Source organism: Flavobacterium microcysteis (assembly GCF_006385255.1).
GTDB lineage: Bacteria > Bacteroidota > Bacteroidia > Flavobacteriales > Flavobacteriaceae > Flavobacterium > Flavobacterium microcysteis.
In genome coordinates, this window is sequence record NZ_VFJE01000051.1 from 63125 (window position 1) to 86743 (window position 23619).

Consider the following 23619-nt stretch of genomic DNA (forward strand, 5'->3'; position numbering starts at 1 on the left):
GAATAGCCTTAATTTAACAGGTTCAATATTATTTGCATATAAGATTGTACCTTTGCCCTCTGCAACTTAGAAACTTTGCAATAGAAAAGAAATGATTGAAATAGGAAAATACAATACGCTGACAATTGACAGGGACACGCAAGTCGGACTGTTTTTAACCGATGGTAAAGACGATGTCTTGCTACCCAATAAATATGTCCCGAAAGTATTTGAAATAGGAGAAGAAATTGAAGTTTTCGTATATCTTGACCACGAAGAAAGGCCAGTAGCTACGACTTTAAGACCCTACATCCAGCTTAATGAATTTGCACTTTTAAGAGTCAATTACATTAACAATGTGGGAGCTTTTATGGATTGGGGACTGGAAAAAGATGTCCTTGTTCCGTTTAAAGAACAAGCACGCCCAATGGAAAAAGGAAAACGCTATCTGGTGTTCCTTTACATGGACGAAAAAACAAACCGACTCGTTGCTTCCAGCAAGACAAACCAATTCCTGAATAATGAAGAACTTACTGTTGAAGTAGGAGAGGAAGTCGACCTTATTGTTTCGCATATTACAGACTTGGGAATCAATGTCATTATCAACGAACAGCACAAAGGACTGATCTATAAGGATGAAGTATACGATGACCGTATCAGAACCGGCGACCGTTTGCGTGGTTATATCAAAGCCATCCGTCCGGGCAACAAAATCGATGTGGCTTTACAGAAACAAGGCTTTGATGCCGTAGAACCCAATGCCGAAAAAATCATGGATGAGCTTCGTGCTAGTAGAGGTTTTCTCCGACTGAACGATGATAGCCATCCGGAAGACATCAAAACGGTGTTGAAAATGAGTAAAAAAACGTTTAAAAAGGCAATAGGGGTGCTGTATAAGCAAAAACTAATTGAAATAAAAGAAGACGGAATTTACCTTGTAAAGTAATAAGATTTTAAATAGAAAAAGAGAGTTTTTTACTACTTTTGCCGACTAATTAAAATCTCATCCAAAATGAAAAAAATTTACGTTCTATTTCTTCTCTCTGCCCACACAATTTTTGCTCAGGATTTTTCCGTTGAAAAATCAACATTTTCATTCCAGACCGGACTTGTCGGTTTTTGGTTGAATAATGAAAGCAGGCTTTCTGATAAATTTACGCTAAGGACTGAGATAGGACTCGATGTTTTTACACAGAAAGATAATGATAAGAATCCCGATTTCGATGCTCTCGTACCTGTAATTACTTTTGAGCCACGTTGGTATTATAATCTTGAAAAAAGAGGAACTGACGGAAAGAACATACATAATAATGCAGCAAACTTTGTAACTCTTATGGTAAGCTATCGTCCGGATTGGTTTGTCATTACAGGAGTTGAAAATGCTTATTTGAATCATCAGGTAGCTGTTGTTCCAAAATGGGGAATCAAAAGAAATATAGGAAAAAGTGATTTTAACTATGAACTTGGTGCAGGTTTAGGATATAATTTTATGCTAAACAAAAAACATTCTTTTGATGATTCTGGAGAAGTTTGGCTCGACCTTCATGCAAGAATAGGATATACCTTTAAAAGTTCAAGAAAAAAATAATTTAAAAAGCTTTCTCAATTAAGAGGGAGCTTTTTTTTAGGTGCTAAGTTGCTAAGGTTCTGAGGCACTAAGTTTATTGACTTCTCAAATTGCGTTAATTTCTTTAATCCGCATTGATCAGCGTTTTAAAAAAAGGTGCTAAGACGCTAAGATTCTGAGGTGCTGAGTTTTTGTGTTTTTTACAGGTAAAGGTGTTTTGAGTTTTATAAAAGAATATTTCATACATTTGTATATACAAATATTATAGAATTGAAACGTTCGCATTTTATACAAACGATAACAGGAGGAATAGCTATGGCATCACTACAGCCTTTTTATAATTGGACACAGGGCTTAAACGAAGAAGATATAAAACACCCGGTATTATTTATTGGGCATGGTTCGCCCATGAATGGGATAGAAGACAATGAGTTTTCCCAAAACTGGGCCAAAATGGGAAAGGAAATTCCCAAACCCAAAGCAGTTCTGGTCATTTCAGCACATTGGCTCACACGTGGTACGCATATTACGGCCATGAACAACCCCAAAACAATCCATGATTTTGGAGGTTTTCCGCAAGCGTTGTTTGATGTACAATATCCGGCGAAAGGCAACCCGGAGTTGGCTGCAGAAACTGCCAAATTGATTCATTCTACAGATGTTGGCCTTGACCATGATTGGGGACTCGACCACGGCACCTGGACAGTAGTAAGGCATATGTATCCGGATGCTGATATTCCGGTACTGCAATTGAGTATTGATTATAACAAGCCAGCACAATATCATTACGATCTGGCAAAACAAATAGCGCTGCTTCGCAAAAAAGGCGTATTGATTATCGGAAGCGGGAATATGGTGCATAACCTCCGTATGGTTGACTGGAAAAAATTACGAGAACCCGAATATGGTTTTGATTGGGCCATCGAAATGAATGACATCTTTAAGCAGAAAATAGAAAACCGAGACCACAAAGCCCTAATCGATTACGAAAATCTAAGCAAAGCATCAAAACTAGCCGTGCCAACACCAGATCATTATTATCCGATGCTGTATTCGCTTGCCTTGCAAGATAATCAGGAAGACACGACTTTCTTTAACGATAAGCTCGTAGGCGGTTCCTTAAACATGACATCCGTAAAAATAGGCTGATTATCTTTTAGCCGTTTCCATTTGCAATACGAGGTTTTGATATTTTCGACTTAATGAGAACATCTTCTCCGCAGCTACCATGATAATTACAGGAACAAGGAAATATTCCGCAAGATTTTCAATATAAAGCAAATAGGTGGAAAGGATAAAAAGTCTTGAATATTCCAGATAATAAATCCATTTGCGCTGTTCCAACAGTGCTCCACAGTTGATTAGCGTAATAATGATAAAAGAAAGTCCGAAAATCTTGTCATAGAAGCCAAGGCTGTTAAAATAGTACGTAAAAACAGTCAGGATAAGCGTACTGACGGCAAGCTGTATGTATAAATAATTTCGAAACTTAAGTCGGTGGCTACGATCGGTTTTGTCTTGAAGAAAACGTTCTTCCAACATCGGTCGGATATCTTGATCCATTGCTGCTGGACTACCAAAAACGGCATCCCATCTTGCCTTAAATCCTTTGGAACGTTTCCAAAGCTCATATATTTCAAAATAATAATGGAAATGCTGCCATAAGAAGCTATAGCTTTTTAGTGGATGGGTCAATCCGTATTTTGGTTTTTCTTCTTCTTCCTGGAAAGTTCCAAACATTCGGTCCCAAAAAGTAAACATATCGCCATAATTCTTATCCAGGTATTTTTCATCCGAAGCATGATGAACGCCATGTACAGATGGAGTTACAAAGATATATTCCAGCCATTTTATGCGTCCGATGACCTGCGTATGCGTGAAAAAGGAGTAAGCCCCGTGAACAATCAGCATTGTAATAACCATTTTCGGGTGGAAACCGATAAAAGGCAGTATGCACCAAAATCCAGTCCTGATTATAGCCTGAAAAGTCGTAATTCTGGCAGCAGCTGTAAAATTGAATTCTTCACTGTGATGGTGTACAATGTGCGCTGCCCAAAAAAAGTTTACTTCATGCCCGAGCCTATGATACCAATACCATACAAAATCGGTAGCTAGAATAAGCCCGACCCAAATCCAGAAATTGCTCGGGATATCAAAAATTCGGTAGTGCTCATAGATATAGTAGAAAAGCTGGTAGAAACTTGCTGCTATAAAAAGGTTGATAAGGCGTTCTGCCAGACCAATACTGATGTTTGAAACAGAACTTTCGTAATTGAAGATTTCCGGACGTTTCCTGCGTTGTGCTAATTTATATTCTAAATAGACGAAAAGGAAAAAAGCAGGCATCGCAAATGCCAGAAAATTAATGTTTTCCATATCCCATTATGTTTTAGTGGTACTTTATAAAAGGCTCATTTTTAGAGCTTTTGTAGGATAAAGTTATCAAAAAAAAGTAGAGGACTGGATAAGCAACTTATCAACCGCTGTTCATAAATTTCCGAAATTCGGTCGCATTTTATCGAAAGGGAAACAATAAGAAACATTTTCTGAAGAGTCAGCAAAATAAGCTTTTCAAAATTACACATTGTATAATTTTAAAAGAGCAAACTTTAACAGTTTTTCTATTCGATTTCGATGTGAGGATTGATTTCTAACAGCGCATCGATGAATTCCTGCTTGCGTTTTGGCGAAATATAAATGTCGTCAAATTTGCCATATTTGATAACAAGACCTTTACTTCCCAGGGCAGGCTTGAGGCTTGAATGTACAAACCATTTCTTTTGGTGTACTATGGCGTTGATTTTATAAATATCAATTTTCCCACGTATAGGGCCTGAGGTATAATGAAGAAAAGAGTTTTTGATTGCATATTTGGTATCCAAAAGAATCCATAGAATGAGAAGAGCACAAAGTGCTACGATAATAATAGGGATAAACATTTCGCCCCAAATTTGATTAGGCGTAAAAAAAGGAGTTGCGATTAAAAATACGACAATCAGCCACAGCATAGTGACAGTAGGAATATGATGGTCAGAATAAAATTTTTTCATCTTTAAATTTAAGAAAATAGATCAAACAAAAAAATCGGGATTAAAAAATCCCGACTCTTTTTTTAGAATTAAAAGAATTAGACTCCTAGCTCTTTTTTAGTTTTTTTCATAAGTCCGTCTTTATGTAGTAATACGGAAATAGCTTTTAATCTTAGATATGGAACGCTCATGTAAATATAACCGTCATTTCCAAGGTTTTTAGAACCCCATGAATTTTTTACCTTATAGTAAATATTACCTTTTTGGTCTTTTACTTTTCCAACAATATGCATCAAATGGTCGTCAGTAGTATTGTAATTTTCAAATTCTTGCTGACGGAATTCAGGAGTGATGCTCTTTTCAGCCTTGATTTCTGTAAGAATCGTTTTCTCATCAGCTTCATTTTCTGGGATGACAGCAATTCCGTTTTTCCCTGAAAAAGTCTTTTCACTTACATCAGCATCCAAAGCCAGTGTATAACCTTTATCCAAAGCATTGTCTACGTTTTGTACAAACTCGTCAAGCGGCATGTTGTAAAAGCTTCCGTTAGAAAAATTGTCAGGAATGTCAAGGATAAAAGTCTTGTAGTAAGGCTCGTTTGTAAAAGACGTAATCGTAATATAGTCTTTCATATTAAGCTTGGTCATTTCCAGGAAACTCTTTGGAGTATATTTTTTTCCATCATAAGTAAACTCAGTTACTGTAGCGCCCATATATTTGTCCAATATAGCTTCTACATCCGTTTTCCATTTCGGATCTAGTTTTTTGGACGGATTGGCATATTTCTTTAGCAAATCCTCTAATTCCTTCGCCATTTTTGAATGGTCGTGTTTGGTAGCATTTCCTACCAATCCTGAATATGCAGTCAAAGGCACGATACCAAATTCCTTGGCACTATTGATAACATCATGATTAAGTCCGCCTTCGCCAAATTGCGCTTTTCCTTGACGCATCACATAATTCCATGCCTTTTTAGGGTAGGTATTACGGACATTGTACATCTCAGAAAGGTCAATTTTTCTGCCGGTTGTTCTGATAATTTCAGCTTCCAGAAAAGAAGTAGACGAAAAGCTCCAGCAAGTTCCGGTAATATCCTGAGAAATCACAGGAGTCGCTTCAATGTCCTTAACGGTTTGGAATTCATACTTTTGAGAATATGCTGAAAAAGCAAATGCAAGCAAAGCAATAGGTAAGAAAGTCTGTCTCATTTATATTTTAATTTTTGTTATTCGTAGTCTGTAAAAAATGATTTATTTTTACGCTAAAATAGTATAAAAATGAGTTCAATAAACTGGGAAACTGTTAAAGATTTTGAAGATATAACCTATAAAAAGTCTAATGGCGTTGCAAGAATCGCTTTTAACCGTCCGGATGTAAGGAATGCTTTCCGTCCAAAAACGACAAGCGAACTGTATCAGGCTTTTTACGATGCACAGGAAGATACATCAATTGGCGTTGTCCTGCTTTCTGCTGAAGGACCATCCTCAAAAGATGGTGTTTATTCTTTCTGCAGCGGTGGAGACCAAAAGGCGAGAGGACACCAAGGATATGTAGGCGATGACGGAATGCACCGTCTAAATATTTTAGAAGTGCAACGTCTGATTCGTTTTATGCCTAAAGTTGTTATTGCTGTAGTTCCGGGATGGGCTGTTGGAGGCGGACATAGCCTTCATGTAGTTTGCGATTTGACATTAGCAAGTAAAGAACATGCTATTTTTAAGCAGACCGATGCTGACGTGACAAGTTTTGACGGAGGTTACGGTTCTGCGTATCTGGCAAAAATGGTCGGACAGAAAAAAGCCAGAGAGATTTTCTTTTTAGGAAGAAATTATTCAGCTCAGGACGCTTTTGAAATGGGAATGGTTAATGCCGTAATTCCTCATGCTGAATTAGAAGATACAGCTTATGAATGGGCTCAGGAAATCTTGGCTAAATCGCCAACTTCTATAAAAATGCTCAAGTTTGCCATGAATCTTACAGATGATGGTATGGTTGGACAGCAGGTTTTTGCAGGTGAAGCAACTCGTCTGGCATATATGACAGATGAAGCAAAAGAAGGAAGAAATGCCTTTTTGGAAAAAAGAAAGCCTAACTTCGAGAAAAAATATTTGCCATAACATACAATTTTCAGAAAACCCCCAAACGAAATGGAGTTTACAAACGAAACCATTGACCTCAATCAGCTACCAAAGTTTGAAGAAGTACCTTTTTCTTCATTAAATAAAAACTACATCAAGGTCGTTTATATCAATATTGCTATTGTTTTATTGATTGTGGCTATTGGTATAGGTGCGTTGATTTATTTTAATGAAGAATTTCAGGATACTCAAACCTATTTGTTTTTTGGGATTTCGTATGTGGTTTTTGCTTTGTTTTTGTATTTCAGTTCGATTATAGCCGTAAAAAGGCGTGCTTTTGCAATAAGAGAAAAAGATATCCTTTATAAAAGAGGCATACTTTCAACCACAACTACCATAATGCCTTTCAATAGAATTCAGCATGTAGCCATGCATGAAGGCGCTTTTTCCAGAATATACAATCTGGCGCAAATCCAGATATTTACAGCTGGTGGTAGTACCAGTGATGTGAAAATTTCAGGAATCGAAAAAGAAAAAGCAGAAAGTATCAAGGAAATGCTGATGCAGAAAATCCAAAATCAGATTTGATGAGGCTTGATTTTACGACCCCGCAGCGGCAATCGGTTACGGGAATAATAATCATGTTTGCCGATACTTTCCAGAGCATTGTCCGTGCAATGTGGGTTCCTTTATTGCTTATTCTATTCAAGCTTAAAGAAGACCAGTATCTGGTTGTTGGACTTGGCTTTTTCGGATTGGTGTTGCTTACCTTGGTTATTGGCTATTTGAAATATAGAAATTTTACCTTTTTTCTGGATGAAGAAAAGCAGGAATTTGTATTGAGCAAAGGCGTCATCAATAAAAGCAAGATTAGTATTCAGCTTTCAAAAATCCAGCAAGTAGACATCAATCAATCCATAATCCAAAAAATAATCGGGGTTTATAGCCTGGATATCGATACCGCTGGTACTGATAAAAAAGAAATCAGCATTCGAGCAATTGATCAAAAATTGGCATTGTTGCTCAAAGAAAGATTGTTGGATTATGGTGATAAAGAATCAGAAATTCTGGATGAGAATCAAGAAATAAAATCGGACACAAAAACCTTTCTTAAAATAAGTTACAATACTTTATTTAAAGTAGGGATTACATCCAATTACGGGCGAACCATAGCGCTTTTGATAACTTTTGCCATCACATTGTATCAAAGTTTTAAAGATGCAATAAGCACATTTGAAATTGACGAGAAACAGGTAGATACTGTTTTTGAAAGAGGTGCAGGTTTCTTTTCTGCCGGGATATTAATTTTTGGATTACTGGTTTTGGTATTGCTTATCAATATTGTTAGAACCTTTATCAAACATTTTGATTTTGTAATGATCAAGCAAAAACAGTCGCTGGTTATTACGGCCGGACTATTTGCAAAGAAAAACACGCTTCTAAATCCTGATAAGGTTCAAATCACATCGTATAGCCAGAATTATTTCCAGAAAAAATTCCGAATTCTGGATATGAACATGAAGCAGGCATCGAGTGATGAAGTGAAAGAGCAGAAGAAAAAAAGCAATGCAATTGAAGTTCCGGGTTGTAATACGGAAGAAAGGGATGAGATACTTAAAATTATCCTTGGAAAAATTCCAGAAAAAGGAGCTCAATACCGTTCCAATTTCCGCTACCTGATTTTTAGGACATTTTCTGCAGTTGCCTTTTTGGCTGCTATTTTAACCCTATTGCATTACTCGGAAATTGGAAATATGACGATATATATACCGCTTGTTTTTGTATATTTATGTCTTATAAGCTGCCTGATTTATTTCGGCTATAAAAATCATGCATTGTATGTAAATCAGGACTTTATCATAAAAAGACACGGTGCCTGGGATGTAGAGCATGAAATCATCGAGCCTCATAAAATCCAGTCGATTACTGCCAAACAGTATTTTTGGCATAAAAGCTCAGATGTAGGCCATTTGATTTTGCATACGGCAGCCGGTGATGTTGATTTTAGATTTGGAAATTTCACGCATATAAAACAATTGGTCAATTATTGGCTGTATCAGGTGGAGACATCTAAAGAAAATTGGATGTAACTTTGCCGATAAAAAGAAAACACTATTTACGAATAAACACTAAAAATGAGACATTGGGTTGAAGCAGCACGTCTGCGAACATTACCACTTTCGGTATCAGGAATAATTGTGGGAAGCGTTTATGCTTTGGCATATCCAACAGCTAATGTGCTGACGCCTACGGAAGTATTCAACTGGCAGCTATTTGGTTTTGCTATACTGACAACACTGGGACTTCAGGTGCTTTCCAATTTTGCAAATGATTACGGAGACGGTGTTAAGGGTACTGATAATGAAGATCGAATTGGGCCGAAACGTGCCATCCAGAGCGGTGTCATTTCTCCACAGGCCATGAAGCGCGCCATTATCATTACTTCCGTATTGACGTTTATTTCAGCCGTTTTACTGATTTACTTCGCTTTTGGAGAAAACAATATAGGTTATTCTATTTTATTTTTGATATTGGGACTTCTGGCTATTGCTTCAGCAATTCGATACACGGTAGGGAATACGGCCTACGGATATCGTGGCTATGGTGATCTTTTCGTTTTTGTATTTTTCGGACTGGTAAGTACGCTGGGTGTTAACTTCTTGTACTCGAAAGAATTGGATTATAAGCTTTTTCTTCCGGCAATTGCAATAGGCTTCTTGAGTGTTGGAGTATTGAACCTCAACAATATGAGAGACGAAGAATCGGATAAGAAATCAGGAAAGAACACTATCGTTGTAAAGATAGGTGGTGCAAAAGCAAAAAAATACCATTACTTTTTGGTGATTTCGGCTATGATTTTGGTGCTGGTTTTTGCAGTATTGAATAATTTCCAATTTGACCAGTATATTTTTGTCGTGGCTTATTTTCCTCTAATCAGCCATCTGATGACGGTTTATAAAAATAAAGACCCTAAAAAATTAGATCCGGAATTAAAAAAGCTGGCTATCAGTACGTTCCTTTTGTCTGTACTGCTTTCGCTATGTCTTATTTTCTTCCTTTCGGACATTATTGTAAATAATTAAAATAAAGAATTATGAAAATTACATTCTACGGACACGCAAGCCTCGGTATTGAAGTAGGAGGCAAAAATATTATTGTAGATCCTTATATCACGGCCAACGAATTGGCTAGCCATATCAATATTGATGAACTTAAAGCGGATTATATCTTAGTAACGCATGCTCATGGTGATCACGTGCTGGATGTAGAAGCTATTGCCAAGCGCACAGGAGCGACTATTATTTCTAATGCTGAAATAGCATGGTATTTTGAGGCAAAAGGGCTAAAAAGCCATCCTATGAACCACGGAGGAAGCTGGAAGTTTGATTTTGGAACCGTAAAATATGTAAATGCGATTCATTCCAGTTCTTTTAATGACGGTGCTTACGGAGGAAATCCAGGCGGTTTTGTTATTGAAGGCGAACATAAGAACATCTATATTGCCGGTGATACTGCCTTGACTTTTGATATGAAGTTGATTCCGTTGCGAACCAAACTTGATTTGGCTATTTTCCCGATAGGAAACAATTTTACGATGGATGTAGAAGATGCTATCATTGCTTCTGATTTTGTAGAATGCGATAAGATTTTAGGCTGTCACTATGATACTTTCGGGTATATTAAGATTGACAAAGAAGAAGCCAAAAAGAAATTTTTTGACAAAGGAAAAGACCTGATGTTGTTAGAAATAGGAGATTCAATCGATATCTAATACAATTAAATGATAAGGAAAAAGGATTTCAAAAGTCCTTTTTCTTTTTTTATGCTCTAAATACGGGGCTACTAATGAATTATTTGCAAATGCTTACACGAAAAATTACGATCCTTTTGCTGTCATTTTTAGTCCAGTCTGCTTTTTCGCAGCAAGATGGCTATTGGGACAAAGATCGTGCTACAACAAAAGAGATTGTTGTCTCTGCGGGAGAAAAGATAACGGTGAGAACGGAAGATCTTCCTGCGGGCACAACGGAAATCGTTTATAGAATTACTCTTCTGGATGAAAACCAGCAAATGGCTGGCAGTCTTAGTTCACTGCTAAAAGCAATACCAGATCCAAGTGGGATTAGCCAGGGTGCTGCCGGTGCCGTATTCCTGACTTCTAAGATTTCCGGTGATGATAAATGCAAATACGGGATATTTTCAAGTAATGTCTTTGCGAAAGAATATAAAGAAAAAGGAAAAACAGATAATGCCTGCCTTTTTCAGAATACTGCCGTAAATAAAGAAGCCCGACGCCTTTCGATAGACAAATCCTCTTGCCTAAAAACAGGGCAGGAATACTTATGGTTTGGTTTTGAAAGCATGAACTGGATCATGAAACAGAAAATTGTCCTTGAAATTGTGCCTTGGGTAGACAATAAATTAAGCCGTGGCTGGACATTAGAAAACAGGCAAACAATTATCAAGCAGATCAAAACATCTGATTTGGCTAAAAAAATGCTTAATTCAGATGATTTTTCACTTTGTATTCTTGAAAAAATGCAGAAACGCTATAAGTTTCAGGAATTCCAAAACCTTTTGATGATAGAAAAAGCAAAAGCATTTAAGGATTTTGGTAATGCTTGCCTTTCAGAAAAGCCGGCGAACAAATCAATCCTGACTTCTATACGGCTGGATGCCATGCAGTACTTTAAAAACAAAAAGTACGAACAGGCAATCGATTTGCTGCAGACCGGAGTTGTTGAGAACGGAAATGCGACCGTGTTGGATTATAATGCCCTAGGACAATACTATTTGTATTCTAGGCAATTTGACAAGGCTTTAAAAGCTTTAAAAGATGGAGAGAGCAGGGATGAGTCGGAATTGCTTATTCAATTGAATATGGCGCATGTATACTTGCTGAAAGGCGATTATAAAAAAGCGAAGGAAATCCATAAAAAATACAAAGGACAGAACGTTACGACAACCCTGTCGTGGAAAGCCAAGACGCAATTTGATATTGAAGACCTTAGAAAGGCCGGATTTGTAAATGACGATTTTGATAGGATTCTAAAACTGCTTGAAGATTAAATTAAAAACAATGCTGAAAGCGTCTTATAAAAAATACATACTCGATTTTAAGCGACCTTCAGGTACATCACGAGGTGTTTTAACTCAAAAGGAAACATGGTTCCTTATTCTTGAGGAAAATGGCAAATTTGGGATAGGAGAGTGCGGCATCCTCAGAACGTTAAGTGCTGATGACAGACCGGATTATGAAGAAAAGCTAAAATGGGTTTGCGAAAACATCCATCTTGGAAAAGAAAAGCTTTGGGAAATGCTTCTTGAATTTCCTTCTTTGCAATTTGGTGTTGAAATGGCTTTCCAATCTTTAGAAAGCGAAACACCTTTTTTATTGTTCCCTTCGGATTTTACAAACGGCAAAAAAAACATCCCAATCAATGGTTTGGTTTGGATGGGTGAGCCGGCTTTTATGAAGTCCCAAATTGAAGAAAAATTAGTAGAAGGATTCCATTGCATAAAACTTAAAATAGGAGCCATAGATTTTGAAAAAGAACTCGAATTATTGCGTTTAATACGTGAAAATTACGATGCTTCCACTATTGAAATACGTGTTGATGCTAACGGCGGATTTACTTCAAGTGAAGCTTTGTTTAAATTAAATCAATTATCTGAATTTAAAATACATAGCATAGAACAACCTATACAAAAAAAACAACATGACAGTATGTCAGAATTGTGTAAAAACGCTCCTTTTCCTATTGCTTTGGATGAAGAACTCATAGGTGTTTTTGGTTATGCTGAAAAAGAAGCTTTGTTGCAAAAAATTAAGCCTCAATACATCATTTTAAAGCCAAGTCTTGTGGGTGGTTTTCGGGGTTCAAAAGAATGGATTGAACTGGCCGAAAAATACAATATTGGTTGGTGGGTTACCTCAGCTTTGGAAAGCAATATCGGATTGAATGCAATTGCCCAATGGACATTCCTGCAGCAAAATCCAATGCCGCAAGGTTTGGGCACAGGAGGTCTTTATACAAACAATTTTGATTGTCCGCTGGAAGTAAAAAATGGCGAATTGGTTTATAATCCCAACTTGGAGTGGAATATTGACCAGCTTCTGGATTCCTGATTTACTGCTTTGTGATAATCGGTGCGCTCAAGCAGCTTTCTGGAATGTTGAAAGCATTCACAAGAGGCACTGCATTTTGCCTGATTTCCCAGCATAATTGGTTTACTTCTTTTCGGATGGCTTTTGTCTTTACGCCTTCCATATAGCCTTGTTCCAGATACCAACTGGCATTTTTTTCAAGTGTTGAAAGTGCATAAAGCTGGCAGAGTTTTTTCAAAATAGCCTTGCTGCCTTCGTCTTTTGTGTTTTCAACCTGAAGTTGAAACTGTTCCAATACGATTCTTTCCAGATAGGCCTGGCTTACATTGATCAGATGGTGCTGAGCAATATTAAAGGCATCAAAAGAATCCAGCCCGCTGTCCAATAGTTTTTTGATACGTTTTGCGGCGGAAGCTTGTATTTCCTTTTCGCGGAAAATAAAGGCATGGATATGGAATTCACTGTCAATCAGATGACTTTCGTCTGTATTCCTTGTAGCAAAAGGATTTTTATAGGTAATGGAAGTTTTGGCCTGGTCGACTACATAATTGAAAAGGCTGAGGACATTCATTTCTCCAAACTGATTTCTGAATTCCGTAAGTCGGTTTTTAGCCACCAGATTCATCAATACGGTATTGTCGCCTTCAAAAGTCGTATAGACTTCGGTGTCATTTTTCAATGCATCAAACCTGTTTTCAGACAAATATCCTTTTCCGCCACAAGCTTCCCTGCATTCCTGGATGGTGTCTCGTGTGTTCCAGGTAGAATACGCTTTCATTCCGGCAGCCAGAGCTTCGATTTCCTGCATTTCGGATTCTTGTCTTTTGACGAACCGCTGTGTGACATATTGCAATGCAAAATGAACAGCATATGACTTTGCCAGATAAGGCATAAGTCTGCGTTGGTGTATCCTGTAATTCAATATAGGCACTTCTGAGCCTCCCTGAGGCCCGAACTGTCGTCTTTGGTCACCATAACGTACGGCAATCGTTAAAGCTGATTTGGCCGCAGCTAATGCAGAACGTGGAACTCCGATTCTTCCTCCGACCAAAGTGCCCAGCATGGTAAAAAAACGACGGTTGTCGCTGGCAATTGGACTTGTAAATTGTCCTTTGCTGTTGATGGATGCGAATCGATCCAGCATATTTTCTTTTGGGATAACAACATTGTTGAAATAAATGATTCCGTTATCTACGCCGTTTAATCCCATTTTATGACCGCAATCTTCAATCGTAACGCCTTCAAGTACCTTGTTTTTTGAATCACGTATAGGTACAATAAAGGCATTTACGCCATGATCTTTACCTTCAATAATCAGTTTTGCAAATACGGTAGCCATTTGCCCGTCACGTGCCGCATTGCCAATATATTCTTTTCTGGCAAGCTTATGTGGTGTGTTTATGGTTATTTTTTTTGTTGTATGATCATAAGTAGCCGTTGTTTCAAGTGACTTTACATTGGAACCATGGTTGGTTTCGGTCATGGCAAAACAACCGGGAAGCTTAAGAGAACCTACGTTTTTCAAGTATTTGGCATAATGCTTTTCTGTTCCGAGCGATTGGATGCTCATTCCCCAAAGTCCAAACTGCACACCAAATTTGATGACGAGGCTCAAGTCGTGGTAACTCAGGGTTTCCATAATAGAAAAATAAGCTTCAACATCATCTTGTCCTCCGTGTTCTTTAGGGTAGGCCGTAGCTCCAAGTCCTTCTTTGGCCAGTATTTTGCACCATTCCAGTACTTTTGCACGATAAACCTCAATATCAGTAGATGTTTCGTATTTAAAAGCAGGGCGACTGATTATTTTTTTGACAGTATTAATGGTTTTGGCTTGGTTTCCATCCAGTATCTCGGTTAATTTTTCGACTGAAAAAGTGGCTTCGGTACTGTATTTAGAGGTAATGGTATCGTGTTTTTCCTTAAATGCATAAACTGCCTCAAGGCTTATGATTCCTAGTGACTTTTCTAAGTTTTGCAGGTAGAAATAAAGTGGTTTTAGTTTTTCGTTGCTGATTTTTGGGTCATCTAGCAGAGCAAGTTTTAGAGCGACATCCGTAAGCAATTCCTCTTCGCTATCTTCATTTACGGCTTTCTGTATAGATTCTTTCCATTCCAGAAGTTCTGTTCGTGTTGGCGGATTGTCGATATTTATTTTAGAAAGGAGTTCTTTTTTGTCAGCTTTTGTCAGCCAATCTTGAGAATTAATCGATTCTTTAAGCAGAGTAGCTTCTTTTTCTGTGAGTACATCATCAGACCAGGCGATATAAAATAGGGGTAGGAAAGACTTAAGGATGGGATTTGCCATAATGTAAAATTCTAGGAAATGATATTTCCTTAAAATTAAGCAATTATGGCGGCGTAGGATTTTAAATGTTTGTTAATTTAATTAGCTTGTTTGAGTTTGTCAAGAGCTTTTTGTGCTTGTTGTTTTGCATTTTCGTCACCGTATTCTAAAGTAAGTTCATAGAATTTAATGGCATTGGCTTTGTCGCCTTTTTCTTTATAGGTATAGGCAATATTGCCTAAAACAATTGCATCTTTTGGATTTGTTTGATACGCCTTGAGAGAATACTGCAATGACTTATCGTATTCTTTATTGATGATATAGAATATAGAAATATTTGAAAGACTTTCTACATGTTTGGGATAGTATTTTAAAACGGTTTCCGAAATTCGCTTGATGTTTTTGAGGAGATTATCATTGCCTGTATTGTATAGCTGTTCGACATAGCTTTGGATATTTCCAAGCATAAAGTTTTCCGGATCATCGACCGGCTTGTTCAATGCCCAAAGCCATTTGTTATTGTTTTTGCCTGATTGTTCAATGGTTTTGATTATTTCCTTTGTAAAAGCCTCATAATCTTTGGTTAAGCCCAGGCCGTAAATTTTACCAAAACGCATGTCGAGCCTGTTAGGGAATTTTAAAATTCCTTTATCGATGCTTTCAAAAGCTTTTTTCCGGAAGTAAATATCATATGCAATTGAACTGCCCATATAACCGGCAACATTTCCCGTAGAATCTACTAATTTCAGGCTTTCTGAGCCTTTGTTTTCTTTATTGATAGAAACGACTTCCTGTCTGCTTTTTGAAAAAAAATAATTATAATAAGACGTATATAATTCAGGGTCATTATTATTTGACTTTTCCCACTGGGTTAGGATTTGCAACTGTTTCGTCGTGTCTTTTGCTTTCAAAGCCTCTTGAAAATTCTTATACGAGTCTTGGCTATAGGCAGTTATTGAAAGGAATAATAATGCTAAGTAGGCTGCTTTTTTCATAAATAAGCGTGAATTATAGTTTTTGTTGGTATTTTCTCAATGCTTCTAAAGCTTGGTGTTGTACTTTTTTATGAAGAAAAGAAGACCAGCCTAGCAATAAACCTGTTGTTCCAAGTGCCTGTTTGGACCAGTTCCAGAAGTTAAAACTATCTGTGTGTTTGATGATAAGCCCGTCCTTAAACTCAAAGGAAGCGTTTATTTTGTTGACTACCTTACGGTTGGTTTTTGCGAAATGATAAATAGCAGTCCATTTTGCTGTACCGGTATGGCTGTCAGCATGTATCTCAGAGAATTCTACTGTAAGGTTGCCTTTTGCCCGTTCAATAAGCATATGCCACATGTCTGAGGCGTCTTTTCCGTGCAGTTTTCCAAAAGCAGGATCCTCAAAAACGATATCCGGATGATAGCAGCTGGCCATGGTTTCCGGGTTTTGGGCTGCAAAAGCACCATAAAATTCTTCGATAATCTGTTCGTTGGTGTTCATCTTCTGGGTTTTGATAGGCTAAAAATAGGTAAATATTTCCTACGGAACATATACATCAGACCAATCCGTAGATCGTATCGAAGACACCTTGTTTTCTTTGTCAAGGGTAACTTGCAGTTCTTTTTGAGCAAACTTCCTTTGGTAATCGGCTTTGTAACGGAAAATAAGCGATTCGTCAGCTTTGTTTTTAATCACTTCAACCAATCGGATGTCTTCAAATTTTCCGTATTTGATTGAGAACTTCCTGCAGGTACTGGATAGTTTATCTAAAGTTACATTCTGTATTACTTTTTCTGTCGCTTCTTCTTTTGTGAACGGTTTGAATTTGGAAGTGTTACAAGCATTCAGCATTCTTTTTCCGAGTTCGTAGGCTCTGTTTTTTTGTGATGGACTCACTTCTGAAAGTTCTAGTTTCGCTATTTTTGGAGCTGATGGTTTGGATTTACAGGCACCGAGAATAGCGATGCAGAGCAAGAGTAAGAATAGCTTTTTCATGATGGTATTTCTAATGTGTTTTTAATTAAATTATATTTTTAAGCAACTTATTTACAAGTAAATAATTAAATTTATGTAAAGTGAAAATGTAATTATTTAAAAATATAAAAATGGAGTATAAGGAGTTGTTTTTTTAAATACAATTTAAATAAGCCAGCTGGTTATGCTGGCTTATTTGTTTAGTTTTTAGATTTCTTGATTTCGACAGAAGCATCATTTTTTGAAACGCTGATGTCTGTTTTATTTTTGCCGTCTTTTGTTTCAACCGAAGCCCCGTCTTTCTTTACTGAAATGCTGGTTCCATCTTCTTCCGGTGTTTCGGCAGGAATACCCGTTTTTGGAGAAGGCGGTGGGGTAGGATTATCTACTGGTGGCGTTTTAGGAGCCGGCTCAGGAATTTTTTTATCTTCTCTGCATGAGGCAAATGCAAATAGTGCTATTAGGCCTGTTATGATGATTAATTTTTTCATTGGAATAGGAATTTGAAGGTTTCTAGTTTGAATTTACTCAATTTTATTTAAAAACCCTAAAATAGATGGCCCAAATCACCAATTTTATGAAGACATTATGAATTGCTTCGCTAGTAATTCGTAGGATTTTTTTCGGTCTTCGAAATTTTCTGTTATTGTAGCAATCATGATTTCATCCGTTTCATAGGCATCAGCAATTTTTTCGATAGCGGCCTTGAGTTTTTCCGGAGTACCAGCTATATAGCGTCCTTTGTTATAGGCTATTCTTGCTTTTTGCTGTAATGTGTAGCCCATATTTTTGATTTCTTCAAAAGAAGGAAGCTCTCCCGCCGCTCCAGCTTCAATATAAAGCATTCTATAATCGAATTCCGTAATCCAATCGGCTATTTTCTGTTCGTCTTCAGAGCAGAAAGCAAAAATGCCTACGTTTACTTTTGGCTGTTTTAACTCAGCTGAAGGCTTAAAATTCTGACGATAAAAGGCTGCAACTTCAGGACCACTATCCGGATTGATAAATTGTGCAAAAGATAATGCCATTCCAAAGTGAGCTGCAAATTGCGCACTGCCACCGCTGGAGGTCAAAATCCACAGATTGGGAATTTCATCCGGGCATGGATATGATTTTACTTTTTCATGTACGGAATCCGGTATACTTTCATTTCTAAGAAAGGCCTGGACATCTGTTAATTGCTGGAAAAATTCTTTTTCGCTAAAGGTATTTGATGGATTAAGCAGATGAGATGAAACCCTATCGCCTCCAGGAGCACGTCCAATTCCCAAATCGATTCTTTTTGGAAAAAGCGTTTCCAGCAACCCAAAGTTTTCTGCCACCTTGAAAGCGCTGTGATTGGGCAGCATGACACCGCCTGAACCAATTTTTATAGTTGCTGTTTTGGATGCTAAATAAGGAATCAATATTTCAGGTGCCGTTCCGGCTACCATTTTGAAGTTATGATGTTCTGAAACCCAATATCGTGTATACCCTAATTTTTCTGCTAGTTGTACTAATTCTCCGGATTCCAGCAAAGCTTGTCTTGCCGTTCCGTTTCTCCTAATCTGGGATTGATCAAGGATACTCAATTTAATATTTTTCATATTTGTAAAGATAAGAAACGAATCACTTTTGCGAATTTGAGACAGCCCGTCAAACGTGTTATTTTTTTCCTAAAAATTTCCAATGTTAAGTTTTTGCCGTAAGTGAAAACTTAACATTGGCGTATCTGTTTAAGTCTTAATTTTGTTAACGTTAAATTTACAATGATTTAACTTTAACGAAATGCAGATAGAAACCTCAACGAATTTCTAATAATATAAACAAATAGTAAATCCAATAGTATGAGTCAGATAGATGGAACCAATTCAGGAAATACGCCGGAAATAAGCCAGGATGCTCCAAAAGCAACTCCGGCCGCAACTAAACCAGCGAGTCCAAAACCAGCTTCAACGGCTAGAACAGCAAGACCAGCCGGTACAGCAGCTAAAACCACAGCGGCAAAACCAACCGCAACAAGAACAACTGCTGCAAAACCAGCAACAGCAAAACCAGCTGCTGCAAGAACAACAGCGACTAAAACAGTAACGGCTACGACTAAACCAGCGGCAACAAGAACAGCGCCTGTTGCAAAAACGACTACCGCAAACAAAGCTGTACCTGCAAAGGCAGAACCTAAAGAAAATACAGAAGCAGCTTCACCAGAGGCAGAAAAGCCTGTAGTTGCACAAGCAGCTCAAGAAAATACTGAAGAAGTAAAAAAGGATAAGAAAAAATCTAAAAAGGCTAAAAAAGCGAAAAAGAAAGCCGAAAAAGAAAAGAAGAAAAAGAAAGAAAAAGCAAAAGCTAAAAAGAAAAAAGAGAAGGAAAAAAAGAAAAAAGCCAGAAAAAAAGCTAAAGCAAAAAAAGTAGCTAAAGCTAAAGCAAAAGCCAAAAAGAAAAAGAAATCTAAGAAATAAGAGGGAAGAAAAAACGACGATAAATTATCGTCGTTTTTTTTGTTAGCTATTAAATGCTTCTCCTGTCAATTCATTATTGGCAAAAACTCCTGCAATTGAACCTGTTGAAACGGATACAGCAACAGATCTTCCGCTTGTACTGTCACCACAGGCAAATACGCCATCAATGGTTGTCTTCTGAAAAGCATCAGTTTTTATGAGTCCCTGTTCGGTCATTTCGCAACCCAATTCTTCGGGAATAGGGCAGTGCTGTGTAAAATTGGGCCTACAATAAATGGTTTCTACAGGAAATTTAGAGCCATCTTTAAATACGATATGCTGTACTTTGCCATTGTCATGTTCGATATGGCTGACAGGTTCTTCAATGATTTTAATTCCATTTTTTTTGACTGTTTCGGCCTGTTCTGCTGTCAGAATAGAAATCCCATCAGTAAAAAGAGTTAGGTCTTTTGTCCAATTGGATAACAGTTGTGCATAGTGAAACCCGCTGTCCTGATTGGCGAAAATGGCTGTTTTGGTACTTCGTGCTTCGTAGCCATGACAATAGGGGCAATGTAAAATAGAAATACCCCAACATTCTGCAAAACCATTTATTTCGGGCAAAATATCTTTTAATCCGGCAGCGAAGATCATTTTTTTTGAAGTAAATTTTTCTCCAACTTCGGTCAATATCTCAAACCCATTTTCTGTTTTTTGAGCTTTTGTAACCAATCCTTCGTGGAAACTCACCGTAGGATAGTCTAATACTTGTTTTTTGGCTTTTAGAGCAATTGTTCCAGGCGCTTCACCGTCTTGAGTCAGAAAATTATGGGAATGTGGCGTTTGCCTGTTGCAAGGTTTACCACTGTCAATGATTAAGACTTTTCGTAATGAGCGTCCAAGGCTCATTGCTGCGGAAAGACCCGAATAACTGCCGCCTATGATAATAACTTCAAAAGTGCTGTTGTCTGCCATTGTGTTTTATTTTAGATTTGAAAAAAAATGGGTAAAAGGCGCGATATCTGAAAAGGTATCTCCTGAAAACTTCATCAAAGATAAATATTTTTCGTACTATTGCAACTAAGTCGCATTAAAAAATAATGACATGAATACCAGAAACACAAAAACAAAAGGAATAATCCTCGATTCGCTTAAAAAATCCAAACAGGCATTAAGCCATGAAAACCTGTTGGCTTCATTGGAAGGTCAGGTGGATAGGGCTACTATTTACAGGGTGTTGAATCGTTTTTGTGAGGATGGTATTGCGCATAGGATTGTGGGTGATGATGGAAAACAGTATTTTGCCATCTGTATCAATTGTGAGAAAAAAAAGCATCACCACAATCATTTTCATTTTCGCTGTTTAGGATGTGGCAAAGTAGAATGCCTGGCTAATGAAGCGGATCTTAATCTGCCTTCAGGCTATCGTGTAGCTAATTTTAACGGCTTTATCTCGGGTTATTGTCCTTCCTGTAGCCAGTAATTATCGAATTGTAATCCAATCTATTTTGGCATTGGTATCTGTTACTTTGCCTGGAGAATCAGTATTTTCATAAGTGCCTACCTGATGTTCAGGATCTTTCATGAATACAAATTCCCAATCTGTTTTTTCGTCATGCATAAATTCCCAGCTCATCATAAGATTCTGATGTATAGGAAGATCTCCATAGAGTTGTAGTATGTCTTTTATGGTAGCTTCGGGATGTAATCCTTTGTCTGTTTTTAGTTTCTTGTGTAGGGCTGCTATGGCAAGTAGCGTGTTACTGTCTCTTTCAGGAACAAGTGCTACAATAGGCTGGTCTTTCCAATAGTAAATATAAGCATCACCACCACCATCATATCCAAAATCAAACGGATCACATCTTTTTCGGGTGAGTTCTTTTAAGTGTTTTTCGGCATCTTCTAATGATGTGCCTACTTTTATCGGCCCCAATTGTCCTTTTTCGATAGGGAAATTTTCAAAATGAAAACCTTCTTCTGGTTGGCTTGCAACGGTTTCGATAGTTTCGACCGGTTCTTTTTCTTTCTCAATTTTTCGGGCTTCAGTTTCTTTTTTGCAGGAAAAGAGCAAGAATAAAGAGAAAAACAAGATTATTTTCGAATTCATGAAGTAGGCTTTACTGCAAATATAAGCGATTGTCTTAATCATTTGGTTTACTTCAAAGAATTGATTTTTCGAAAGGCAAACTTTGGAGCAAAACGTGACAGATAATACAGTAGCTTGACTTTTCCGACCTTTATTTCGTCTTTGCCGGCAATTAAGCCTTTTACCATTTCATTGACAGCTTTTTCAGCAGTTATAGCTATTTTAGGAGCATTGCCCTCATGCCAAGGCGTGTCGACAACCGGAAACAATACTTCAATCACTTCTATAGATTTGTTTTTGAGTTGACTTCTTAAGACTTGTGTAAACGAATGCAGGGCGGCTTTAGTCGCGTTGTAAAACGGATAATCTGTTCTGGGCACATAAATCAATCCGGTAGTGATGTTGATAATCTTTGCCTCTGGATTGGCAGATAATAGAGGCAAAAATAACTTAGACAGATGAATTGGAGCTTGTAGGTTAGTATCTATTTCATTGACCGATTTCTCATAGCTATTTCTGTCCTCTGCAAAATGAGTCCGATTCACGATAGCTGCATTATTGATCAATATGTTTATTCCGGGATGATTTTCCGCAATCCATTGGCTGAGTTTCTTACGTTCTTCTTCAATTGAAATGTCGCAAGTATAGGTTATTATTTCAGGTGCTATTTCGCATGCTTGCTGTAATTTTTCAGGCGTTCTTGAACAAACGATGACTCTGTTTCCGTTACGGATAAATTGTTTTGCCATTTCCAATCCCAGGCCAGAACTGCCGCCTGTAATCAGAATGGTGTTGTTTTGTAAAATCATAAGATTCTTATTTATTGGTTTAGGAACCAAAAATAAGATTGGGGATTGGCTAAGGAATTGATATATGTTAAGTGGACCTATTTTTTTCGGATACGGCTTAACGATTCGGGCTGTATGCCAAGGTAAGAAGCCACAATCTGTAATTTTATTCTTTTTTCCATACCAGGAAATTCTGTGGTAAAAATTTTATAGCGTGCCTCTGCATCGAGCAAAAGCAATTCTCGCTCTCTTTTTTCTTTGGTAAAATACCCTTTTTCCAAGGCACGGATAAGAAACTTGTCCCAAAAAGAATCCTGTTGCTGCAATTCAAGCCATTTTTTATAATCCACTTCCAGTATTTCAGAATCTTCAAGAGCCTGGATATAAAAAAACGATGGTGTTTGATGTAACATGGCCGAATAGGCGCTTAAAACTGTCTCAGGCAGAATAAAACCTTTAGTGAACTCATTTCCTTTGTCGTCTATATAATAATACCGGAAAAGCCCTTGGATGGCGATAGCAAATGTTTTGGGTATCTGTCCTTCGGAAATATAAGCTTCTCCGTTGCCTATTTGCTTGATTTTTGAAATAGACAATAGATCGTCAGCCTGTTTTTCAGGTATGTCCAGCCGTTTGAGTAGGTCTTTTGAATTGTCCATCAGCACAAAAGAATTTGCTTTCCAAATTACTACTTTTGTCTTAATAAATTATCGTATCCATGATAAATGAAACAGAACTGGCCCAGCGGTTGGGACTAAGTGCTGATCGGCTAAAAGAATTTCTGTCGGTTTCAGAATACAGGAAGTTTAAAAAGAATAGTGTCCTATTTGAAGGTAATGCAGTCTGCGATTGGCTGGGCTATATTATCAATGGAGCCGTAAGAACTTACTGTGTGAATGATTTGGGAGAAGAAATAAGTTTTCTGTTACAGGTAAATGGCGACTTTTTCGGGGATTACGAAAGTTATATAACCCATCAAAAATCCAACTTTATTATCAAGACTACTTTAGATACGGAAATCCTGGTTTTTGATAAAGAAAGACTGGATGAGCTAATCGATAGTGATATTTTCTGGATTAAATTTAGCCGTACAATGTCGGATATCTGTTTTTTGGAAGCCAAACGCAGAATAGAAGACTTGCTGTTTTATAGTCCGGAAGAACGGTATCAGAACCTTTTACGAAAATCACCTGAAATTATTCGGAAGATTCCCCAGAAATACATTTCCAGCTATCTCGGCATTACTGCTCAATCGTTGAGTCGTATCCGAAAACGAAGCAATTAATTAACTTTAGTGAACGTTTTTTTATTTCCGGCAGTGCAATT

26 protein-coding genes are annotated in these 23619 nt (G+C 37.5%); 13 read left to right on the forward strand and 13 right to left on the reverse strand.

Going from position 1 to position 23619, the window contains the following annotated elements; genetic code table 11:
• Positions 1–91 precede the first annotated feature (91 nt).
• The 3 genes from FJA49_RS04430 to ygiD all read left to right on the forward strand — a co-directional run bounded on the left by FJA49_RS04430 (position 92) and on the right by ygiD (position 2695).
• Positions 92–925, forward strand: coding sequence for a CvfB family protein (locus FJA49_RS04430; protein WP_139999273.1), 834 nt, complete (start codon positions 92–94; stop codon positions 923–925).
• Between the two features lie 66 nt (positions 926–991).
• Positions 992–1567, forward strand: a complete 576-nt coding sequence (locus tag FJA49_RS04435) for a hypothetical protein (protein ID WP_139999275.1) — start codon at positions 992–994, stop codon at positions 1565–1567.
• Between the two features lie 294 nt (positions 1568–1861).
• Positions 1862–2695: a 4,5-DOPA-extradiol-dioxygenase gene (gene ygiD / locus FJA49_RS04440; RefSeq protein ID WP_139999682.1), complete on the forward strand. Its 834-nt coding sequence runs from the start codon at positions 1862–1864 to the stop codon at positions 2693–2695.
• Here ygiD and FJA49_RS04445 read toward each other — a convergent pair whose 3' ends face one another.
• The 3 genes from FJA49_RS04445 to FJA49_RS04455 form a co-directional block, all read right to left on the reverse strand.
• Positions 2696–3922 carry a sterol desaturase family protein gene (locus FJA49_RS04445; RefSeq protein ID WP_139999277.1) on the reverse strand — a complete coding sequence of 409 codons (1227 nt, stop codon included), beginning with the start codon at positions 3920–3922 and terminating at the stop codon, positions 2696–2698.
• 245 nt (positions 3923–4167) lie between these two features.
• The gene (locus FJA49_RS04450) at positions 4168–4596 is read right to left on the reverse strand and encodes a PH domain-containing protein (RefSeq protein ID WP_139999279.1); all 429 of its coding nucleotides are present in this window, start codon (positions 4594–4596) and stop codon (positions 4168–4170) included.
• 77 nt (positions 4597–4673) lie between these two features.
• The gene (locus FJA49_RS04455) at positions 4674–5783 is read right to left on the reverse strand and encodes a C1 family peptidase (RefSeq protein ID WP_139999281.1); all 1110 of its coding nucleotides are present in this window, start codon (positions 5781–5783) and stop codon (positions 4674–4676) included.
• A 69-nt stretch (positions 5784–5852) separates the two neighbouring features.
• Here FJA49_RS04455 and FJA49_RS04460 point away from each other — a divergent pair, with 69 nt between their 5' ends.
• The 7 genes from FJA49_RS04460 (at position 5853) to FJA49_RS04490 (ending at position 12783) form a co-directional block, all read left to right on the forward strand.
• Positions 5853–6692 carry a 1,4-dihydroxy-2-naphthoyl-CoA synthase gene (locus FJA49_RS04460; protein ID WP_139999283.1) on the forward strand — a complete coding sequence of 280 codons (840 nt, stop codon included), beginning with the start codon at positions 5853–5855 and terminating at the stop codon, positions 6690–6692.
• Between the two features lie 30 nt (positions 6693–6722).
• Complete coding sequence (locus tag FJA49_RS04465) at positions 6723–7241, forward strand: PH domain-containing protein (RefSeq protein ID WP_139999285.1); 519 nt, start codon at positions 6723–6725, stop codon at positions 7239–7241.
• On the forward strand, positions 7241–8743 hold the full coding sequence (locus FJA49_RS04470) for a PH domain-containing protein (protein WP_139999287.1): 1503 nt from the start codon (positions 7241–7243) through the stop codon (positions 8741–8743). Before FJA49_RS04465 ends, FJA49_RS04470 begins: the two co-directional genes overlap by 1 nt.
• Before the next feature lie 45 nt (positions 8744–8788).
• On the forward strand, positions 8789–9736 hold the full coding sequence (menA, locus tag FJA49_RS04475) for a 1,4-dihydroxy-2-naphthoate octaprenyltransferase (RefSeq protein ID WP_139999289.1): 948 nt from the start codon (positions 8789–8791) through the stop codon (positions 9734–9736).
• An 11-nt stretch (positions 9737–9747) separates the two neighbouring features.
• On the forward strand, positions 9748–10425 hold the full coding sequence (locus tag FJA49_RS04480; RefSeq protein WP_139999291.1) for a metal-dependent hydrolase: 678 nt from the start codon (positions 9748–9750) through the stop codon (positions 10423–10425).
• A 74-nt stretch (positions 10426–10499) separates the two neighbouring features.
• Complete coding sequence (locus FJA49_RS04485; protein ID WP_233590068.1) at positions 10500–11723, forward strand: tetratricopeptide repeat protein; 1224 nt, start codon at positions 10500–10502, stop codon at positions 11721–11723.
• A gap of 13 nt (positions 11724–11736) precedes the next feature.
• A complete protein-coding gene (locus FJA49_RS04490; RefSeq protein ID WP_139999686.1) occupies positions 11737–12783 on the forward strand; it encodes an o-succinylbenzoate synthase in 1047 nt (348 codons plus the stop codon).
• Position 12784: 1 nt separating this feature from the next.
• On the opposite strand, the gene FJA49_RS04495 is transcribed toward FJA49_RS04490, so the two are convergent.
• From FJA49_RS04495 to FJA49_RS04520, 6 genes are all read right to left on the reverse strand, one after another.
• Complete coding sequence (locus FJA49_RS04495; protein ID WP_139999293.1) at positions 12785–15067, reverse strand: acyl-CoA dehydrogenase family protein; 2283 nt, start codon at positions 15065–15067, stop codon at positions 12785–12787.
• 77 nt (positions 15068–15144) lie between these two features.
• Positions 15145–16041 (reverse strand): tetratricopeptide repeat protein, encoded by an 897-nt coding sequence (locus tag FJA49_RS04500; protein WP_139999295.1) that lies wholly within the window; start codon positions 16039–16041, stop codon positions 15145–15147.
• Between the two features lie 13 nt (positions 16042–16054).
• The gene (locus tag FJA49_RS04505; RefSeq protein WP_139999297.1) at positions 16055–16525 is read right to left on the reverse strand and encodes a nuclear transport factor 2 family protein; all 471 of its coding nucleotides are present in this window, start codon (positions 16523–16525) and stop codon (positions 16055–16057) included.
• A 39-nt stretch (positions 16526–16564) separates the two neighbouring features.
• Positions 16565–17020 carry a hypothetical protein gene (locus FJA49_RS04510; RefSeq protein ID WP_139999299.1) on the reverse strand — a complete coding sequence of 152 codons (456 nt, stop codon included), beginning with the start codon at positions 17018–17020 and terminating at the stop codon, positions 16565–16567.
• A gap of 179 nt (positions 17021–17199) precedes the next feature.
• Complete coding sequence (locus tag FJA49_RS04515) at positions 17200–17490, reverse strand: hypothetical protein (RefSeq protein WP_139999302.1); 291 nt, start codon at positions 17488–17490, stop codon at positions 17200–17202.
• An 84-nt stretch (positions 17491–17574) separates the two neighbouring features.
• Positions 17575–18585: an LLM class flavin-dependent oxidoreductase gene (locus FJA49_RS04520; protein ID WP_139999304.1), complete on the reverse strand. Its 1011-nt coding sequence runs from the start codon at positions 18583–18585 to the stop codon at positions 17575–17577.
• Between the two features lie 240 nt (positions 18586–18825).
• Between FJA49_RS04520 and FJA49_RS04525 the strand changes: the two genes are divergently transcribed.
• Positions 18826–19440 carry a hypothetical protein gene (locus FJA49_RS04525; protein ID WP_199758350.1) on the forward strand — a complete coding sequence of 205 codons (615 nt, stop codon included), beginning with the start codon at positions 18826–18828 and terminating at the stop codon, positions 19438–19440.
• A 42-nt stretch (positions 19441–19482) separates the two neighbouring features.
• Here FJA49_RS04525 and FJA49_RS04530 read toward each other — a convergent pair whose 3' ends face one another.
• A complete protein-coding gene (locus tag FJA49_RS04530; protein WP_139999306.1) occupies positions 19483–20394 on the reverse strand; it encodes an NAD(P)/FAD-dependent oxidoreductase in 912 nt (303 codons plus the stop codon).
• Positions 20395–20524: 130 nt separating this feature from the next.
• Between FJA49_RS04530 and FJA49_RS04535 the strand changes: the two genes are divergently transcribed.
• The gene (locus FJA49_RS04535) at positions 20525–20902 is read left to right on the forward strand and encodes a Fur family transcriptional regulator (protein WP_139999308.1); all 378 of its coding nucleotides are present in this window, start codon (positions 20525–20527) and stop codon (positions 20900–20902) included.
• Here FJA49_RS04535 and FJA49_RS04540 read toward each other — a convergent pair whose 3' ends face one another.
• The 3 genes from FJA49_RS04540 to FJA49_RS04550 all read right to left on the reverse strand — a co-directional run bounded on the left by FJA49_RS04540 (position 20903) and on the right by FJA49_RS04550 (position 22952).
• Positions 20903–21568: a hypothetical protein gene (locus FJA49_RS04540; protein WP_139999310.1), complete on the reverse strand. Its 666-nt coding sequence runs from the start codon at positions 21566–21568 to the stop codon at positions 20903–20905.
• Between the two features lie 5 nt (positions 21569–21573).
• The gene (locus tag FJA49_RS04545) at positions 21574–22314 is read right to left on the reverse strand and encodes an SDR family oxidoreductase (RefSeq protein ID WP_139999312.1); all 741 of its coding nucleotides are present in this window, start codon (positions 22312–22314) and stop codon (positions 21574–21576) included.
• A 77-nt stretch (positions 22315–22391) separates the two neighbouring features.
• A complete protein-coding gene (locus FJA49_RS04550) occupies positions 22392–22952 on the reverse strand; it encodes a Crp/Fnr family transcriptional regulator (protein WP_139999314.1) in 561 nt (186 codons plus the stop codon).
• 59 nt (positions 22953–23011) lie between these two features.
• Between FJA49_RS04550 and FJA49_RS04555 the strand changes: the two genes are divergently transcribed.
• Positions 23012–23578 carry a Crp/Fnr family transcriptional regulator gene (locus FJA49_RS04555; protein ID WP_139999316.1) on the forward strand — a complete coding sequence of 189 codons (567 nt, stop codon included), beginning with the start codon at positions 23012–23014 and terminating at the stop codon, positions 23576–23578.
• Positions 23579–23619 lie beyond the last annotated feature (41 nt).

What these genes read in the sequence shown, in the direction of transcription:
- FJA49_RS04430 (WP_139999273.1), top strand. Translation starts at nt 92, where the DNA reads ATGATTGAAATAGGAAAATACAATACGCTGACAATTGACAGGGACACG.
- FJA49_RS04435 (WP_139999275.1), top strand. Translation starts at nt 992, where the DNA reads ATGAAAAAAATTTACGTTCTATTTCTTCTCTCTGCCCACACAATTTTT.
- ygiD (WP_139999682.1), top strand. Translation starts at nt 1,862, where the DNA reads ATGGCATCACTACAGCCTTTTTATAATTGGACACAGGGCTTAAACGAA.
- FJA49_RS04445 (WP_139999277.1), bottom strand. Translation starts at nt 3,922, where the DNA reads ATGGAAAACATTAATTTTCTGGCATTTGCGATGCCTGCTTTTTTCCTT.
- FJA49_RS04450 (WP_139999279.1), bottom strand. Translation starts at nt 4,596, where the DNA reads ATGAAAAAATTTTATTCTGACCATCATATTCCTACTGTCACTATGCTG.
- FJA49_RS04455 (WP_139999281.1), bottom strand. Translation starts at nt 5,783, where the DNA reads ATGAGACAGACTTTCTTACCTATTGCTTTGCTTGCATTTGCTTTTTCA.
- FJA49_RS04460 (WP_139999283.1), top strand. Translation starts at nt 5,853, where the DNA reads ATGAGTTCAATAAACTGGGAAACTGTTAAAGATTTTGAAGATATAACC.
- FJA49_RS04465 (WP_139999285.1), top strand. Translation starts at nt 6,723, where the DNA reads ATGGAGTTTACAAACGAAACCATTGACCTCAATCAGCTACCAAAGTTT.
- FJA49_RS04470 (WP_139999287.1), top strand. Translation starts at nt 7,241, where the DNA reads ATGAGGCTTGATTTTACGACCCCGCAGCGGCAATCGGTTACGGGAATA.
- menA (WP_139999289.1), top strand. Translation starts at nt 8,789, where the DNA reads ATGAGACATTGGGTTGAAGCAGCACGTCTGCGAACATTACCACTTTCG.
- FJA49_RS04480 (WP_139999291.1), top strand. Translation starts at nt 9,748, where the DNA reads ATGAAAATTACATTCTACGGACACGCAAGCCTCGGTATTGAAGTAGGA.
- FJA49_RS04485 (WP_233590068.1), top strand. Translation starts at nt 10,500, where the DNA reads ATGAATTATTTGCAAATGCTTACACGAAAAATTACGATCCTTTTGCTG.
- FJA49_RS04495 (WP_139999293.1), bottom strand. Translation starts at nt 15,067, where the DNA reads ATGGCAAATCCCATCCTTAAGTCTTTCCTACCCCTATTTTATATCGCC.
- FJA49_RS04500 (WP_139999295.1), bottom strand. Translation starts at nt 16,041, where the DNA reads ATGAAAAAAGCAGCCTACTTAGCATTATTATTCCTTTCAATAACTGCC.
- FJA49_RS04505 (WP_139999297.1), bottom strand. Translation starts at nt 16,525, where the DNA reads ATGAACACCAACGAACAGATTATCGAAGAATTTTATGGTGCTTTTGCA.
- FJA49_RS04510 (WP_139999299.1), bottom strand. Translation starts at nt 17,020, where the DNA reads ATGAAAAAGCTATTCTTACTCTTGCTCTGCATCGCTATTCTCGGTGCC.
- FJA49_RS04515 (WP_139999302.1), bottom strand. Translation starts at nt 17,490, where the DNA reads ATGAAAAAATTAATCATCATAACAGGCCTAATAGCACTATTTGCATTT.
- FJA49_RS04520 (WP_139999304.1), bottom strand. Translation starts at nt 18,585, where the DNA reads ATGAAAAATATTAAATTGAGTATCCTTGATCAATCCCAGATTAGGAGA.
- FJA49_RS04525 (WP_199758350.1), top strand. Translation starts at nt 18,826, where the DNA reads ATGAGTCAGATAGATGGAACCAATTCAGGAAATACGCCGGAAATAAGC.
- FJA49_RS04530 (WP_139999306.1), bottom strand. Translation starts at nt 20,394, where the DNA reads ATGGCAGACAACAGCACTTTTGAAGTTATTATCATAGGCGGCAGTTAT.
- FJA49_RS04535 (WP_139999308.1), top strand. Translation starts at nt 20,525, where the DNA reads ATGAATACCAGAAACACAAAAACAAAAGGAATAATCCTCGATTCGCTT.
- FJA49_RS04540 (WP_139999310.1), bottom strand. Translation starts at nt 21,568, where the DNA reads ATGATTAAGACAATCGCTTATATTTGCAGTAAAGCCTACTTCATGAAT.
- FJA49_RS04545 (WP_139999312.1), bottom strand. Translation starts at nt 22,314, where the DNA reads ATGATTTTACAAAACAACACCATTCTGATTACAGGCGGCAGTTCTGGC.
- FJA49_RS04550 (WP_139999314.1), bottom strand. Translation starts at nt 22,952, where the DNA reads ATGGACAATTCAAAAGACCTACTCAAACGGCTGGACATACCTGAAAAA.
- FJA49_RS04555 (WP_139999316.1), top strand. Translation starts at nt 23,012, where the DNA reads ATGATAAATGAAACAGAACTGGCCCAGCGGTTGGGACTAAGTGCTGAT.